This window comes from Hoeflea marina (genome assembly GCF_003182275.1).
GTDB lineage: Bacteria > Pseudomonadota > Alphaproteobacteria > Rhizobiales > Rhizobiaceae > Hoeflea > Hoeflea marina.
Window position 1 is genome coordinate 334,284 of the sequence record NZ_QGTR01000006.1, and the last position, 16,570, is coordinate 350,853.

At 64.6% G+C, this 16,570-nt stretch carries 15 protein-coding genes; 10 read left to right on the plus strand and 5 right to left on the minus strand.

Annotation, left to right across the window (positions count from 1 at the left end):
• Positions 1–36: 36 nt before the first annotated feature.
• The 3 genes from DFR52_RS21585 to DFR52_RS21595 all read right to left on the minus strand — a co-directional run bounded on the left by DFR52_RS21585 (position 37) and on the right by DFR52_RS21595 (position 2,521).
• Positions 37–1,461 carry an NAD(P)/FAD-dependent oxidoreductase gene (locus DFR52_RS21585; protein WP_110034084.1) on the minus strand — a complete coding sequence of 475 codons (1,425 nt, stop codon included), beginning with the start codon at positions 1,459–1,461 and terminating at the stop codon, positions 37–39.
• A 45-nt stretch (positions 1,462–1,506) separates the two neighbouring features.
• Positions 1,507–1,851, minus strand: a complete 345-nt coding sequence (locus DFR52_RS21590; RefSeq protein WP_110034085.1) for a RidA family protein — start codon at positions 1,849–1,851, stop codon at positions 1,507–1,509.
• A 61-nt stretch (positions 1,852–1,912) separates the two neighbouring features.
• Positions 1,913–2,521: a helix-turn-helix domain-containing protein gene (locus tag DFR52_RS21595; RefSeq protein WP_110034086.1), complete on the minus strand. Its 609-nt coding sequence runs from the start codon at positions 2,519–2,521 to the stop codon at positions 1,913–1,915.
• Between the two features lie 406 nt (positions 2,522–2,927).
• Here DFR52_RS21595 and DFR52_RS21600 point away from each other — a divergent pair, with 406 nt between their 5' ends.
• The 7 genes from DFR52_RS21600 to DFR52_RS21625 all read left to right on the plus strand — a co-directional run bounded on the left by DFR52_RS21600 (position 2,928) and on the right by DFR52_RS21625 (position 10,770).
• On the plus strand, positions 2,928–4,634 hold the full coding sequence (locus tag DFR52_RS21600; RefSeq protein ID WP_245415435.1) for a peptide ABC transporter substrate-binding protein: 1,707 nt from the start codon (positions 2,928–2,930) through the stop codon (positions 4,632–4,634).
• Positions 4,635–4,669: 35 nt separating this feature from the next.
• Positions 4,670–5,623 (plus strand): ABC transporter permease, encoded by a 954-nt coding sequence (locus DFR52_RS21605; protein WP_110034088.1) that lies wholly within the window; start codon positions 4,670–4,672, stop codon positions 5,621–5,623.
• Positions 5,623–6,501: an ABC transporter permease gene (locus tag DFR52_RS21610; protein ID WP_110034089.1), complete on the plus strand. Its 879-nt coding sequence runs from the start codon at positions 5,623–5,625 to the stop codon at positions 6,499–6,501. The genes DFR52_RS21605 and DFR52_RS21610 overlap by 1 nt, the downstream gene beginning before the upstream one ends.
• On the plus strand, positions 6,498–8,348 hold the full coding sequence (locus DFR52_RS21615) for an ABC transporter ATP-binding protein (RefSeq protein ID WP_110034090.1): 1,851 nt from the start codon (positions 6,498–6,500) through the stop codon (positions 8,346–8,348). The genes DFR52_RS21610 and DFR52_RS21615 overlap by 4 nt, the downstream gene beginning before the upstream one ends.
• 117 nt (positions 8,349–8,465) lie before the next feature.
• Positions 8,466–9,263 (plus strand): DUF2189 domain-containing protein, encoded by a 798-nt coding sequence (locus DFR52_RS21620; protein ID WP_425351238.1) that lies wholly within the window; start codon positions 8,466–8,468, stop codon positions 9,261–9,263.
• A 203-nt stretch (positions 9,264–9,466) separates the two neighbouring features.
• Positions 9,467–9,619: a hypothetical protein gene (locus DFR52_RS24640; protein ID WP_170132328.1), complete on the plus strand. Its 153-nt coding sequence runs from the start codon at positions 9,467–9,469 to the stop codon at positions 9,617–9,619.
• A 119-nt stretch (positions 9,620–9,738) separates the two neighbouring features.
• A complete protein-coding gene (locus DFR52_RS21625; protein WP_210205889.1) occupies positions 9,739–10,770 on the plus strand; it encodes a Fe(3+) ABC transporter substrate-binding protein in 1,032 nt (343 codons plus the stop codon).
• 110 nt (positions 10,771–10,880) lie between these two features.
• Here the strand turns inward: DFR52_RS21625 and DFR52_RS21630 are convergent, their stop codons facing one another.
• Positions 10,881–12,509, minus strand: coding sequence for an ABC transporter permease (locus tag DFR52_RS21630; protein ID WP_245415436.1), 1,629 nt, complete (start codon positions 12,507–12,509; stop codon positions 10,881–10,883).
• 151 nt (positions 12,510–12,660) lie between these two features.
• On the opposite strand from DFR52_RS21630, the gene DFR52_RS21635 reads away from it, so the two are divergent.
• The 3 genes from DFR52_RS21635 to DFR52_RS21645 all read left to right on the plus strand — a co-directional run bounded on the left by DFR52_RS21635 (position 12,661) and on the right by DFR52_RS21645 (position 14,805).
• Entirely contained in the window at positions 12,661–12,906 is a 246-nt protein-coding gene (locus DFR52_RS21635; RefSeq protein WP_110034093.1) for a (2Fe-2S)-binding protein, read from the plus strand.
• A gap of 185 nt (positions 12,907–13,091) precedes the next feature.
• Entirely contained in the window at positions 13,092–13,430 is a 339-nt protein-coding gene (locus DFR52_RS21640) for a protein tyrosine phosphatase family protein (protein WP_110034094.1), read from the plus strand.
• A 481-nt stretch (positions 13,431–13,911) separates the two neighbouring features.
• Positions 13,912–14,805, plus strand: a complete 894-nt coding sequence (locus DFR52_RS21645) for a hypothetical protein (RefSeq protein WP_110034095.1) — start codon at positions 13,912–13,914, stop codon at positions 14,803–14,805.
• A gap of 170 nt (positions 14,806–14,975) precedes the next feature.
• Here the strand turns inward: DFR52_RS21645 and yghU are convergent, their stop codons facing one another.
• A complete protein-coding gene (gene yghU, locus DFR52_RS21650; protein WP_110034096.1) occupies positions 14,976–15,854 on the minus strand; it encodes a glutathione-dependent disulfide-bond oxidoreductase in 879 nt (292 codons plus the stop codon).
• Positions 15,855–16,570 lie beyond the last annotated feature (716 nt).

The following is a 16,570-nucleotide window of genomic DNA, read 5'->3' on the forward strand; positions in this document are numbered from 1 at the left end:
GCAGCAGGGGATCGCGACCGCCGTCGGCGGCCGGTCTCAGCGGGTGCCGATCCGCAGGCCGAAGACCTTCGGAATTGCGGCGGCTGCGCGCATGGGCCAGGGCGCGATGCTCTCACGCTCTTCAGCCTCCTCGCAGGCCATGATTCCCCTGCGGACCAGGCGGCCTCCGATGGTGCGGAAGGGTTCGGGCGGAAATCTGGGAAGCTCGCGGGTGCACAGCGGCAGCGAGGTCCATTCGTCTTTGTGCCCGAGCGCCAGCGACGCCAGGCACTGGCCGCCGATATAGGTCGGGTTGACGCCATGGCCCGAATAGCCGCTGGCATAGTGGACCCGCGTTCCCGGGCGGGTCCGGAAGAAGGGCAGCCGGTCGGATGAAACGTCGATTCCGCCGCCCCACACCTTGGCGACGCCGGTCGAAGCCAGGCCGGGAAGCAGGCGGCGAAGCGCTCTGACAGCCCGCTGGCCGGAGGCGAGGTCCCCGGTCAGGCTGGGCGCGGTGGCGTCGCCGTTGAAGCTGATCGGCCCCGAGCCGGATCCCATCAGCACGCGGCCGTCGACGGTCTTGCGGAAGTAGTGCACGAACATGCGCAGGTCGGCCATGCCGACATTGCCGCGCCAGCCCATTTCCTCAAGCGCCTCCGGCGCTGGCTCTGTCATCAGCGCGTAGCTGGAAAACACAGTCACGAACGGCTTGATGTCGCTGTCAGCGGCCAGGGCCGTGTTCGTCGCCAGGATCACCTCCCGTGCGATGATCTCGCCGGCCGGGGTTCGAACCCGGTTGGGTGTTCCAGTCTCCAGGGCGGTCATCGGGGTGTTTTCGTGGATGGTCACGCCCAGGTCGAGGGCGGCGCGGCGCAGGGCCCGCGCCAGCCGCGCCGGCTGAACATTGGCGCCCTCGGGCAGATACAGACCTGAACGGAACGCCGGAGACCGGCAATAGCTTGCCACCTCCGCGGCCGACAGCGGCTGGGCCGTGTCGGGCACCCCGAGCGCCTGCGCCGTCTCGACGTAACGGGCGATCTTCTTGTCCTGGGCAGGGGCGGCGGAAACCCGGACATTCCCGTCTTCCCGCCACCAGATGTCACGCCCGGGGGCGGTTGCGAATTCCCGGATCCCGTCCTGCGCCCTGGTCCCGGCTCGGGCCACCGCCAGCGCCGAATCCGGCCCGATGCTGTCGGCCATGCCTGGAAGGCTTGCCCAGTAGCCATGCACCTTGCCGCCGTTCTTGCCGCTGGCGCCGGCGCCGCAGATCGCGGCCTCTATCAGCACGATGCGGGTGTCGGGGGCCCGCTGCTTGATGGCCAGCGCTGTCCAGAGACCCGTGAACCCGCCGCCGACAATTGCCACGTCCGTGGTCACCGACCCCGAAAGCGCGCTGGCGGGAAGCGGATTGCCCTCTGCCTGCAGGGCCTCGGTCAGCCACCAGGAAGGGTCTCCGGGAGTCTCGGATTTGTCGGTCATGCTTGCTGGCTTTCTAAGGTTGTGGGCGGGTTCGGACGGTCGGGCCTACACCAGGGCCTGCACCTGGATTTCCACCAGGATGTCGTCATGGGCCAGGCGGGCCTCGACCGTGGCGCGGGCGGGGGCGGCGTCGGGGTCGACCCAAGCTTCCCAGGCAGAGTTCATCTCGCTGAAGGTGCCGACGTCCTTGAGCCAGACATTGCCAGTCACGATCCGGCTCTTGTTCGTGCCCGCCATGGCGAGATACCCGTCGATCTGGGCAAGGATGTCGGTCGTCTGCTCGGCCACGGTGCCGTTGCGGTCCTTGGCCGTCAGGCCGGAAAGAAAGGCAAAGCCGTTGGCGACAAGAACCTTGCTCAGGCGGCCGGTGGATTCATAACGCGTAATCATGGGTAGTCCTCTGGGTGGGGATGGAAGGCCTGATCGGAAGATCTGCGCCGGACATCACGGATTAAAGATGCGCCTCGCGGATGCTGATGATCCACAGGATGCGGGCTGTCTCGGCTGAGGTGTTTTCGAGATGGTGCGGGATGGAACTGCTGAACTGAAAGCTGTCGCCGGGATCGAGCCTGGCGACTTCGTCGCCCACGGTCAGGTCGACGCGGCCTTCCAGCACATATCCGCCCTTGTCCCCGGGCCCGTTCAGCGTCTCGTTGCTGCGTGCTCCCGCAGGCAGTGTCAGGATCATGAAGCGGAGTTCGTTGTTGTTGCGGGGGGAGAGCAGTTCCTTGCTGAAGCCGTAGGTGCCGACGACGATCTTCGGCCGGTTTGTCGCGCGGCGGACAAAGGCGGGCTCGGTCGACGGCTTCGGCGCCTCCCGGAACTCCCAGACATTGGCGCCAAGGGCGTGCCGCAGCTTTTCGAGCGTGCCGATCGACGGGTTGGAATTGCCGCGTTCGATCTGGCTGATCAATCCCGACGAAATTCCGGCCGCCGCGGCCAGCCCGGAAATCGTCATGCCGCGTTCCGTGCGCAGGGCCTTCAGGCGCTGTCCGATCCGCCGGCTTTGGCTGCTCTCGCCGTTGTCCGGCATGGAGGCACTGTTCGGCGTGTCGGTCACTTGTGCTTATCCATTGCGCTTCTGTTTATTCAAAATAATGAAGATATGCATATTGGATTGCGGTTTGGCGTTCAAGCAGAAATCGTCGCCTCGTGCTGAATTCTTGCATGAGGGTCGTCGCTTCGCAACTGAGGGAGGCGGCGATACGCACCGATTTCGGGTGTCTTTGCCTGGTATTTGGCGCCGTTGAAGGTGTCCGGTCGCATTCGGTATGGTTTTGGCGACGGGTTCCGGACGCGTGGGTACGGCCGTGGTCCCGTCACTGAAATGAATTCACTTGACACAATCTTCACTATACTAAATGTTTCGACCAGTGGCGCAGGCTGTGCTCGCGGCGGGCACGCGACAAAGCGCCAGGGAACTTCACAAGAGGGCATGGTGCCCTGAGCAAACGCGGGAGCAAATGATGTCACACGATAAGACCATGCAGCCGAAGTCCGGCAAGTTCGATCTGGGTGCCATTGGCCGCCGCGACATGCTGGGCCTTGGGCTCGGTTTCGGCCTGACCACCATGGCGGCGTCGACATTCGGCTTTCCCGCCTGGGCGCAGACGGATGCGGCTGCCACGCCGCCCTCCAAGCCTACGGGCGTGGTCGTGGTAGGCCTGTCGCAGGAGCCGGTCTCGTTTCATCCGCTGATGCCGGGCGTCGAAGTTGATGAAATCATCTGGACGAACATCTTCAGCTCGCTCTGGGTCGCGCAGCCCGACGGCAGCTTGAAGCCGGACCTGGCGATCGAGGTCCCCAGCGTCGAGAACGGCGGAATTGCCGAGGGTGGACTGCTCTGGACCGTCCGTCTTCGCGATGACGTGACCTGGCATGACGGCAAGCCGTTCACGGCCGAGGACGTGAAGTATTCGCTGGAGCTGATCAATCAAGAGGGCTTCCGTTCGCGCACCCGCGTCGGCCACAGCCTTCTGGGTGAAATCACCGTCGTCGGGCCGCACGAGATTTCATGGCGTATGACGGAGGCGTTCTCGCCGTATCTGGCGCTGCTTGCCAACACGCACATGGTGCCCAGGCACCTGCTGGAAGGCGAAGCCGATCAGAACAGCACGGCATTCGGCGGTCAGCCTGTGGGCACCGGACCGTTCAAATGGGACACGCGCACGCCCGGCGACAACATCACTCTGGCGGCAAACGAGACTTATCACGGAGACGGTCCCTATCTCGATCAGGCGGTGCTGAAATATGTGCCGGACATGACGTCCCTCTATGCCCAGTTCCAGACCGGGCAGGTCGACATGGTCATCATCTCCGGCATTCCGCAGAATTTCTACGCCGAGGCGAAGAACCTGCCCGACAGGGAGGTGTTCATCGCGCCAAGCGGCAACATCGAGCTTGTGATGCCGAACCTCGATCATCCGGCTCTGCGCGAAAAGCCGGTCAGGCAGGCGCTCTATTACGCGATGAACAAGCAGGTCATCATCGACGCGATCTACTATGGCGTTCCCACGGTGACGGAATCGTTCTCGCCGCGCGAGTCCTGGGCCTACAATCCGAATCTTCCGGCACATGTCTATGATCCGGAAAAGGCCAATGCTCTGCTTGACGAGGCAGGCTGGGTCCGTGGCGACGGAGGCATGCGCAGCAAGGACGGCGTGCCGCTCGCCTTCCAGATCTCGACAACGACCGGCAACCAGCTCCGCGAACAGGTTCAGCAGTTCCTGATGCAGGACTGGGCCGCGATCGGCGTCGCGTTGAGCATCAACAACATGCCGGCAGCCGTCATCTGGGGCGATTTCTATGTGCGCTCCCAGTTCGAGAGCCTGCTCGTGGGCACGTCCTTCCGGACCGGCGTCGATCCCGATCCGGCGGCGCGGTTCGCCAGCACGGCCATTCCGCTCAAGGGTGGCAGCGGCGGCAACTACATGCAGTGGCAGAACGCCGAGGCCGACGCGCTGATGAAGGAGGGGCAGGCGAGCTTCGACCAGGAGCGCCGGCGGGAGATCTATCACCGGCTGCAGGAGATCGTTCGCGAGGAACTGCCCATTCTGCCGATCTGGCAGTATGCGCCCGTGGAGGGCTACAAGAAGGGGCTGGTGGGCTTTGCGCCCAACATCAATCAGCGCCAGAACGCCTGGAACATGGGCAGCTGGTTCTGGGGCTCCTGATCCTTCGCCGAACAATAACCTAGAGGTCCCCTTCCTTGGCAACATTTCTGCTCCGCAGATTCGCGCAGGCTGCCCTGTTGCTTGTCATCGTGTCGATGATCGGCTTCGCCATCCTGCACCTGGCTCCCGGGGGCCCGCTGTCGCAATATGCGGTGGACGGAAACATGACGCAGGCCGATCTCGATCGGCTTGCGGAGCAACTGGGGCTCAACCGGCCCTTGCCGATACAGTATGCGGAGTGGTTCTTCCGCATGCTGCAGGGCGACTGGGGCCTGTCCTACCGGGATCAGCAGCCTGTTCTTCACATCATCCTGTCCCACCTGGGCGCGACGCTTGAGCTGATGCTCACCGCCACGGTGCTGGCGATGATCCTGGGCGTATGGGTCGGCACCCTCGGCGCGGTCCGGCGCTATTCGCTTTTCGACAGCCTCGCCACCATCGGCGCCATGGTTGCGCTCTCGATTCCGACCTTCTGGTTCGGCCTGGTCATCATCTATGTCTTCTCGGTGGGGCTGGACTGGCTGCCTTCGGGAAACCGCTACACGATCGGCGACGGTTCGTTTCTCAACAGGATCCATCATCTCATCGGGCCCAGCCTGGTTCTCGCCCTGGTCTCCACCGCGGTGTGGAGCCGCTACATGCGCTCATCGATGCTGGATGTCATCAATCAGGACTACATCCGCACCGCCCGGGCCAAGGGCGTGAGCGAGCGCAACATCCTGTTCAGGCATGCGATGCGCAATGCGCTGCTGCCGATGATCACGATCGCGGGGGTGCAGATCCCGACGCTGCTCTCGGGCGCACTGGTCACCGAGACCGTGTTCACCTGGCCGGGCATGGGCCGGCTGTTCCTGGATTCGATCAGCTACCGCGATTATCCGGTGGTCATGGGGATTCTCATGTTCTCGGCCGTGCTCGTGCTGTTGGGCAGCCTGCTCGCCGACATCCTCTACAGCGTCGCGGATCCGCGCATTTCAAGGCAGGGCTGATGGCCACCATCCAAGCAATCCCGATCAGCCGCTCCTTCCTCGAAGGCGCAGTCGTCAAGCGCTTCCTCAGCCACCGGCTCGCGACCTTCGGGCTGGCGACAATCCTGCTGCTGACGCTGGCCTGCATCGTCGGGCCGTGGCTGCTGCCCTTCACCGACGTCTACATCGACATGATGCAGCGCTTCGCCGCCCCGTTCAGCGGCTGGCATGTGCTGGGCACAGACGCCATGGGTCGCGACACGCTGGCAAGGCTGCTGATGGCCGGGCGCATTTCCCTGTCCATCGGCTTCTCGGCAATGGTCGTCAGCATGATCATCGGCCTGTGCGTGGGTCTCATCGCCGGTTTCTACGGAGGGATCCTCGGGACAGTCCTGATGCGGTTCGTCGACGCGATGCTCTGCTTTCCTTCGATCTTCCTGCTGTTGGCCATATCGGCGCTGATCTCTCCATCCGTGCCGGCGATCGTCCTGCTGATCGCCATGACCTCCTGGATGGAGGTGGCGCGCGTCGTCGAGGCGCAGACGCGATCCCTCAAAACCCGGGAATTCACCCTGGCCGCGCAATCCTACGGCGCGGGCGGATTCCGGCTGATGCTCCGCGAAATCCTCCCCAACGCAGTGGCTCCCATCGTCGTGGCGGCAACGCTCAATGTGGCCAACGCGATCCTTGCGGAAAGCTACATCAGCTTCCTTGGCTTTGGTATCCAGCCTCCCACTCCCAGTTGGGGCAACATGCTCAACAGTGCACAGACGTATCTCACAAGCGCGCCCTGGCTCGCCATCGTTCCGGGGCTGGCGATCACCCTGGCGGTGACCTCCTTCAATTTCCTCGGCGACGGTCTGCGCGACGCGCTCGATCCGCGGGCGGACCAGCCATGAAGCCGAGCGTCCCGAATCCCTCCGCAAGCTCCGACCCGCTGCTCCTGATCGACGACCGGACGGTGTCCTTCGCTGCCGGGAAGGGCTGGAATACCGTCGTGCACGGCGTCTCGCTCGATGTGGGTCCGGGCGAGACCGTGGCCCTGGTGGGGGAGTCGGGCTCTGGCAAGAGCGTCACCGCCATGTCGATCCTCGGCCTGCTGTCGGCGAGGCAGGCGCGGACGACGGGGCGTGTCGTCTTCAAGGACCGGGATCTCTCGCTGTTGAATGCCGACGAGATGCGGGCCCTGCGCGGCAGCGACATCGCCATGATCTTCCAGGAGCCGATGACATCGCTCAATCCGGTGATGACCTGCGGCGCGCAGATTGCCGAATCGTTGACGATCCATCGCGGCCTGAACCGGAGCGAAGCGCACACGGAGACATTGCAGCTCTTCGACCGGGTTCGGATATCGGATGCCGCGCGCCGATTTGACGAATATCCCCACAGCCTTTCGGGCGGCATGCGCCAGCGCATCATGATCGCCATGGCGCTGGCCTGTAAACCATCCCTGCTCATCGCAGACGAGCCGACGACGGCGCTGGATGTGACCATCCAGGCGCAGATCCTGGCACTGATCAAGGAACTGCAGGACGAAGAAGGAATGGCCGTCCTGTTCATCACCCATGACATGGGCGTGGTGGCGGAGATTTCCGACCGGACCGTGGTCATGAACAAGGGCCGGGTGGTCGAGGCAGGCCCGACCGCCGCGATCTTCTCCGATCCGGCGCAGGGCTATACACGGTCGCTTCTGTCAGCCGTGCCCCGCCTCGGATCCATGAAGGATCGGGCGCTGCCCGAGCGCTTTCCCGTCTTTGACCGCGAAACCGGTGTGGTGCAGGCCTCCGCCGACATGCCCGACACGGTCGTGCGGGAAAAGCCGCTCCTGGAGGTCGAGGGCCTAACGACACGCTTTACGCTACGGCAGGGTTTCCTGGGCCGCGTGAGCGGCCGGGTTCATGCCGTCGAGAATGTCGCGTTCACGGTTCGCGCCGGGGAGACCCTGTCGCTCGTCGGCGAATCCGGCTGCGGGAAGTCGACCACCGGGCGCTCGATCCTGAGACTGACCGAGCCGGACGCGGGAAGCGTGGTGCTCGACGGGACCGACATAACCGCGCTCGACAGCAAGGGGCTCCGCTCCCACCGTCGTCACATGCAGATGATCTTCCAGGATCCGTATTCAAGCCTGAACCCGCGGCGGAGCGTGGGCGACTCGATCCTGGAGCCGCTTCTGGTCAACCGGCTGGCCGACCGGTCGGATGCTCAGGGGATGGTGCGCGAGCTCTTGCAGCAGGTCGGACTGGACCCGGAGTCGCGGGATCGCTATCCGCACGAGTTTTCCGGCGGCCAGCGGCAGCGCATCTGCATCGCCCGCGCGCTCGCGGTCGAGCCCAAGCTCATCGTCGCCGACGAATCCGTGTCCGCCCTGGATGTCTCCGTCAAGGCGCAGGTGATCAATCTCATGCTCGACCTGCAGGCCAGGATGGGCGTTGCGTATCTGTTCATTTCCCACGACATGGCGGTTGTCGAACGGGTCAGCCATCGCGTGGCAGTGATGTATCTGGGCGAAATCGTTGAAATCGGATCGAGGCAGGCGGTGTTCGGCAACCCCCAGCATCCCTATACCAAAAGGCTCCTGAGTGCGGTGCCGGTGGCCGATCCCTCCCGGCGCCGGATCAAACGGATCCTCGACAGCCGGGAGATCCAGAGCCCGATCCGCGATCCCGGTTATCGCCCGCCGCAGCGCCGTTTCATCGACGCCGGCCCCGACCACAGATACATGGAGTGGAACGACAGCTGGGCATGAGCGCCAGCTCCGCGCCGTCGCAGCGCCTGCCCTGGCCGATGAGCTTGCCAGGAATCCGGCGATCGACGATAGTCTTCCTGCGCGGCACCACCCGTGCCGGAGACTTGGGAGGGTCGAGTGGGGGAAGCTGGTCAGGATGCCTTGAACGGCCCCGCGGCGGGGGCGCCGGCGCTCAGGCGGGCAACATTTGCGGACATCGGCGCCGCGCTCGCGCAGGGGTGGTCGGATTTCCGGGCCTTTCCGCTGTTCGGCGTGTTTTTCGGCGGGATCTTTGCCTTCGGCGGACTTTTCATATTCGTCGTCCTCAAGCTCTATGGCGCGCCCTGGATGGTGATACCGCTGGCCATCGGCTTCCCGCTGCTCGGCCCGTTCGTGGCCGTCGGCATCTACGAGGTCAGCCGGCGCCGCATGGCCGGACAGCCGGTAACCTGGTCGGCCGTGCTGCTGAGGGTGTTTGACCAGCGGGAACGGCAGCTGGGCTGGATGGCCTTCGTCGTGCTGTTCATATTCTGGATCTGGGTCTACCAGGTCCGCCTGCTGCTCGCCCTCTTCCTGGGCTTCAGGATGCCGCACAGCCTGGATGGCTTCGTCACCGTGATCGCGTCGACCCCGGAAGGGCTCGGATTCATCGTGGTGGGAACCCTGGTCGGCGCGGCGCTCTCGGCGGTGCTGTTCTCGACCACGGTCTTCGCGCTGCCGATGCTGATGGAACGCGAGATCGATTTCGTCACCGCGATGGTCACCAGCGTGGCCGCGGTGATGAAGGCGCCGCTGCCGATGCTCCTGTTCGGCTCTGTCATCGGCGCGGCCACCCTGTCGGCGCTGCTGCCGCTGTTCCTGGGGCTGGTAGTGGTCCTGCCGGTCATGGGACATGCGACCTGGCGGCTGTATGCAATGCTGAGCCGGCCCGGCTGACCAAACCGGGCGCCGGCTCTGTGGAACAGCGGGGACTCGGCCTCCCGGCGCCGCCCGCATGCCGCGCCGGTTGCGATGCCGGCCGGACCCGGAGCATCCACATGCCTGCCGGGACAAGTCTGGTGACGATCCCGCCGAATCCGGGCATAGCGGTGGGCCGGGATCGCCGAGATGCGCGACAACAGCTAGAAAGAGTGCCTGCCATGGACGACAATGTCATCAAGTTCAAGAGACCCGAACCGGTCAAGCCGCCGCGCCGGACGCCGCCATGGTTGCGCCGATACGGCGTGGCGATCGTGCTGGTTCTCGGCTTCGCCGCGACCTACGCCTATTTCGCCATGACGGGACCGCAATAGGCCGACCCGTCACGATCTGGCGGGTCGGTTCGTTGACAGGCTGCTGAGTTCCGATTAAAATATGACAATTATTGTCAAGTATTATGGAATATCAGAGCCTTACAACAATGGAGCCTTGCATGACCCGTCCCGCCGCCCGCTCACTGGCGCTGCTTTGCGCCGCCTCTACCTTTGCACTGATGACGCTGTCCGCGCATGCGGAGGGCGAGGTCAACATCTATTCCGCCCGTCACTACGATGTCGATGAGCAGCTCTATTCCGGCTTCGAGAAGGCAACCGGCGTCAAGGTCAATCTGATCGAAGGCAAGGAAGACGAGTTGATCGAGCGGATGAAGGCCGAGGGCGCCAACAGCCCGGCCGACATCTTCATCACCGCCGATGCGGGCCGCCTGTGGCGCGCCGATCAGGCCGGACTTCTGGCGGCGGTGCAATCACCCGAGCTCACCTCGCGCATTCCGGAGCATCTGCGCCAGCCCGACGGACACTGGTTCGGCATTTCCACCCGTGCGCGGGTGATCTTCTACGACAAGACCAAGCTCACCGATCCACCGCAGACCTATGCGGCGCTGGCCGACCCGAAATACAAGGGCATGATCTGCGTGCGCTCGGGCACCAACATCTACATGCTGTCGCTGCTCGCCTCCTACATCGCCCACAACGGCGAGGAGGCGGCGAAGTCCTGGGCCGAGGGCCTGAAGGCCAATCTGGCGCGTGACCCGCAGGGCGGCGACACCGACCAGCTCAAGGGTCTTGTGTCGGGCGAGTGCCAGATTGCGGTCGCCAACACCTATTATTTCGCCCGCGGCCTCACCGACACGGTTGAGGGCCTGTCCGACGGCATCGACCGCATCGGCATCGTATTTCCCGACCAGGACGGCAACGGCACGCACGTCAACATTTCCGGCGCCGGCCTGACGGTGAATGCGCCCAACCGCGACAATGGGCTCAAGTTCCTCGAATACATGACCACCGACGATGCCCAGAGCTTCTTCGCCAAGGGCAACAACGAGTATCCGGTGGTGGAGGGAGTTGCGGCGTCCTCGGTGGTCGTCGGCCTTGGCCAGTTCAAGTCCGATACTCTCAATCTCGATGAACTGGGCAAGAACCAGCCGCGGGCCCAGGAAATCTACAACGAAGTCGGCTTCAAGTAGGCTGCGGCCTGCCGGCCCCCGCGGCCAGGCAATTTGACGGGACCCGGGCCACGCTGCCCGGGTTTCGCCGTTTCCGGAGGCGCGGCGAGGCCCGGTCTTGTCCGGTCCGGTCAGGCCGAGGGCAGGTAGGCCATCGAGCGGGTGCGCAGCGGCGTCGCCGCGCGGCCGGAGCGTCCGATCGTGTGGCAGAGCAGGACCACCGGCAGCAGCCCGAACGCCAGGATCATCAGTGAGGGCAGCGCCGCCTCGTTGAGCCGCTCGTCGGACGCCAGCCGGTAGGCCTGGACGGCGAGCGTGTCGAAATTGAACGGTCGCATGATCAGCGTCGCCGGCAGTTCCTTCATCACGTCGACGAAGACTATCAGCAATGCGGTGAGCAGGCTGGGGCGCAGCAGCGGCAGATGCACCTCGATCAGCATGCGGCCGGAGGAACGGCCGAGCGTGCGGGCGGCGGCGTCGATGTTGGGCTTGATTCCGGATATGCCGGTGTCGAAAGCCCCCAATGCCGAGGCAATGAAGCGCACCGCGTAGGCCACGATCAGAAGGCCGATCGAGCCGGTGAAGAACAGGCCGGTGGACAGGCCGAGATGGCCGCGGGCCCAGGCGTCGATGGCGTTGTCGAGGGCGGCGAAGGGCACCAGCAGTCCAACGGCGATGACGCCGCCGGGGATGGCGTAGCCGATGCCGGCGCTGGCGGCGGCGAAGCGGGCAGCGCGGCTGGGCGCGATACGGGCGCAGAAACCGACGGCGATTGCCGCCGCCACGGTGATGACGCCGGCGATCGAGGCCAGCGTGAGCGAGTTTGCCACATAGTCCAGATAGCGCGCGGTGAACGGCGACTTGCCCGATACGATGGCCATGTGCATCAGCACGATCAGCGGGACGACGAAGCCGACGGCGACGGGAAGCGCGCAGGCGAGGAACGCGGCCGCGCCCCGCCAGCCGCCGAGCGTGTGGCGGACCATGGTCTCGTTGCGCGATCCGGCCGGATGCCGCCTGGCGAGCCCCCGCTGCGCCCGTTCCAGCAGCGCGAAGACCAGTGCTACGGTCAGCAGGCACATGGCCAGCTGCGAGGCGGCCATGCGGTCGCCCATGGAAAACCAGGCCGAATAGATACCGGTGGCGAAGGTCTGCACGCCGAAATGCGCCACGGTGCCGAAATCGGCGATCGTTTCCATCAGCGCCAGGATGACGCCGCCGGCGATGGCCGGCCGGGCCATCGGCATGGAAACCCTGATAAAGGCCTGCCAGGGCGTGTGGCCGAGGGTGCGGGCGGCGAAATAGGCGGTCGGCGACTGCCGGATGAAGGCGGCGCGGGCCAGCAGGTAGACATAGGGGTAGAGCACACAGATCAGCATCGCCGCCGCACCGCCGAGCGAGCGCACCTCCGGGAACCAGTAGTCCTGCGGGCCCCATCCGGTGAGCGAGCGCAGCCAGGTCTGCAGCGGTCCCGGAAAGTCCAGCAGATCGGTGTAGGCATAGGCCAGCACATAGGCCGGAAAGGCCAGCGGCAGCGCAAGCGTGATCTCGAAAGTGCGACGGAACGGGAAAGCGCAGGTGGTCACCAGCCAAGCCGTCGACGTGCCGATCAGCGCGGTGCCGATGCCGACGATGATGACCAGCTGAAGCGTGGTCAGGGCATAGCGAGGAAGCACCGTGGCCATCAGGCTGTTCCAGGTGTCGAGATTGCCGGAAAGGGCTGCGAGCGCAACCGCGGCGATCGGTGCAAGACAGATCATCGTGACCGTCCAGGCTGCAATTTTGAGTGCGCGTTCGCCCAATTCGGGTCGGTTCCTTTTGACAGCCGGGACTGGCTCGTCCATTGATAGTTGACTATTCGATACAGGTTTTAGCGTCAACATGCAGGACGCGTGCTGTGGAGCTTTCGGCATGATCGTGTGCCAATGCAACATTCTGTCGGACCGGGAGATCGAAGCGGCGGTGGAGCGACTGCTCAGGGACGATCCTTGGCAGTTGATCGTGCCGTCCAAGGTCTACCATGCGATGGGCATCCGCGGTCGCTGCTGCGGATGCTTCGGGGATGTGATCGCGATCATCGGCCGGATGACCGCTGAACTGGGTCCCGAGCGGGACGGCGAGAAATCGGGCGACCGCCGGGACAGTTGGCGCAATTGACGCGCGTCCGGCGCCGAATTAAACCGTCGGGCCGGGCCGGCCTTGCGTCAGACCCTCAAGGAAGTCCAGGATAAGCGGACGCGGCCGCTGTTTAAACCGCGCCAGACATTTTCCGAAAGCAGGTCCTGATCCGGTGGAAGCGGATCTGCTCCAGGCAACAATTCGAGCACAGGAGAAGCAGGCCCATGGACCTCCGCCCGATCACCCAGGACTACTCCGTTGCCGGCCAGATCACCGTCGAGGATCTGCCGGCCATCAAGGCTGCCGGATTCAAGTCCGTGGTCTGCCACCGGCCGGATGGCGAGGCGGCGGACCAGCCGAGCTTCGCCAGCATCAAGGCGGCTGCCGCCGATCTCGGCCTGGAAGCCCGGCAGATCCCGATCGGTCCGATGGGCGTCACCGCCGAAGCGGTCAGCGGCATGGTCGATGCGCTGGAGGAGTTGCCGCTGCCGATGCTCGGCTATTGCCGCTCCGGTGCACGCTCCACAGCCGCCTTCCAGCAGGCGGCGCGTCTGCGCGGCTGAACCCCTCGCACATGGCAGATCCGGGTCGGCGCTCGCGCCGGCCAGTCCCGGCGCGTCCCCGTTTTGGCAGCGCCTCCTGCCGGCGCCCGCTCGGCCATCCGCCCATCCGGCGGCCCGTTGGACCGGGCGAACGCAATTTCAATCCCCTGACAGTCACGGATTGTGTCAGGGCGGGGAACCTTTCACGGCATAGCGGAGTTTAACCCGCGCCCCCAAATTTCCGGGGCAAGCTGATGATGAAAGGAATTCTCATGCGTGGAATCGGACTCTGGCTGCTTGGTGTTCCCATCTGGATCATCATCCTCCTCGCCATATTCACAAACTGGGTTTGATTGCGGCACGCATCCGCGGGCTTCGGCCCTCGTTGCCCTGATCCCAAATATTGGAGAAGCAAAATGAACGGAATTATCTACCTGGTCGGTCTTGTTGTCGTCGTCATGGCCATCCTGTCTTTCCTCGGACTTCACTAAGGAGAATGACCATGGCCAATCTTGACGAGGTAACAATGATCTCCACCGCGCCGATGGACCAAGAATATCACGGCTCCTATGTCGATTGGCCCGCCATTATCGGCGGTATCGTGCTGGCATCCGGCGTCTCCGTCGTCCTGTTGTCGTTCGGCGCGGCGCTGGGGCTCAGCTTCACCGCAGTGGCCGATCGGCCAAGCTCGCATCTTGTCGGCATGGGCATCGGTGTCGGGCTGTGGTTCATCTGGGTTCAGGTTTCCAGCTTCATGGCCGGTGCCTATCTGACCGGACGCCTGCGCCGACGCTTCCACGATTCCACCGAGCATGAGTCCGACGTCCGCGACGGTGCCCACGGCCTTCTGGTCTGGGCAGGCGCCATCGTGGTCGGTGCGCTGATTGCCACGACGGGTGTCGGCGCCGTCACCGGTGCGGTCACCTCGGCCGCTGGCACTGCGGTCACGGCGGCTTCCCAGGCGGCGGATCCGAACGGCTATTTCGCCGACACGCTGCTGCGTCCGGCGCCCGGCGCCACGACGACGGCACCCGGCGCCACGGCTCCGGGCGGCGACGTCAACGCCGAAGTGCTGCGCATTCTCGGCAATGCAGGGGCAGACGACGTATCGGCCGATGACAAGGCCTATCTCGGCCAGGTTGTCGCTGCCCGCACCGGTCTGAGCGAGGCTGATGCCAACGCCCGGGTCGATACGGTCCTCAACAGCTACTACGAGGCCCGTACTGCTGCTGCCGAAGCTGCAGAAACAGCCCGCCGCGTGGGCATCATCTCGGCCTTCCTGATCGCCGCCTCGCTGCTGGTCAGCGGCGCCGGTGCCTACTGGGCCGCCACCGCCGGCGGCAATCACCGTGACGAGGAAGTCGAGTTCGACCACTTCTTCCGCCGCATCGGCTGAGACTGAGACTGAGACGTTGAACGGGGCGCGGGAGAGATCCCGCGCCCCGTTTCGCGTTGCGGCGGCGCAGAGTTGACCGCATGAAATGGGGCGCGACCCACCGGATCGCGCCCCATTTCACTTGACCTCGGAGGGGATCCGAGTTTTTGATCACTTCGTCTGGAAATGCTCTAGCCGGCGGCGTCCAGCTTGTCCTGGGTTCTTGTGTCGAAATCGGCGGCGTCGTGGCGTTCGCGCAACTGCATTGCCGGATCACCGGAAGTGCGGTTGACCATGCGGCCGCGCCTGACGCCGGGACGCGAAGCCACCTGCTTCTGCCAGCGCACCACGTTCTTGTAGGTCTCGACCTCGAGGAAGGGACCTGAATCGGCGTAGCTGTCGCCGGTGACAAGATTGCCGTACCAGGGCCAGATCGCCATGTCGGCGATCGAGTATTCGTCGCCTGCCATGAAGGTGTTGTCGGCGAGATGCCGGTCCAGCACGTCGAGCTGGCGCTTGACCTCCATGGCGAAGCGGTCGATGGCATACTCGATCTTGGTGGGCGCATAGGCGAAGAAATGGCCGAAACCCCCGCCGAGATAGGGCGCCGACCCCATCTGCCAGAACAGCCAGTTGAGCGCCTCCGTGCGCTTGGCCGGGTCCTTGGGCAGGAAGGCGCCGAATTTCTCCGCGAGATACAGCAGGATAGAGCCGGATTCGAACACCCGCGTCGGCGGCGTGGTGGAATGGTCAAGCAGCGCAGGTATCTTCGAATTCGGGTTGATGTCAACGAAGCCGCTGCCGAACTGGTCGCCCTCGCCGATGTTGATGAGCCAGGCGTCGTATTCGGCGCCGCTGTGGCCTGCCTCGAGCAGTTCCTCGAGCATGATGGTGACCTTCTGGCCGTTGGGCGTGCCCAGCGAATAGAGCTGCAGCGGGTGCTTGCCGATTTCGAGCACCTTGTCATGGGTGGAACCGGCGATCGGCCTGTTGATGCTGGCGAACCGGCCGCCATTTTCCTTGTTCCAGGTCCAGACCTTCGGGGGCGTGTAATCTGTCTGATCGCTCATCTGAGTTTCCCGTCTGTTGGGCCGGCGGCGATCTCCGGGAGGACCGCGGGCCATGGTCGCGTCATCGGGCTGCCGCCCGGCCGGAATGGCGGCGCGCAGCCCGCATCAAACCGTCGGACAGTCCGGCTTGTTTGATACTTGTTGAACATAGGCATATCGCACCAGGATTGCGCCCCCGTCCTGCGTTGAATTTTCTTGATCCCGGCAATCTGATCGCCGGCGGCCGTGCCGGGAGTCGGTTGCCGCCACCAATCACCCCCACCCTCGATCCCTCCGCTCAAGGACTACGCCATTCACACATTTCGGATAGGCCCGGGGGGCTTGCGGAGCCCACTCTCCCCCCTTGTGTCGGCGCCAGCCGACACAAGGGGTATGTTTCGATTCATTCCAGCTGTTCCGTTTGCTCGGCTGCCTACCCCCTCTGTCACCTTCGGTGACGGGGCGAGCCACGGGTCTCGCCCGTCCCGCGGACCCCGCCGCAAGGGGGAGAATGGCATCATGCCCGCGTCCCCTCCACCCACGCCGAAACGCCGCGCGTGACATTGTCACCGACGGTTTGGGGCATTCCAGTTCTTCCGCCTGTTTCCAGACGGAATGCGGGGCGCGCGGGACCAGCCCGCAAATGGTGTAACCGGGGATGGAATTGGCATGGTCGCCCACGCCCCGCCGGTGTCGGACCCGATGCCTTCCGGACACCGGGCACTCCAGATCGACGC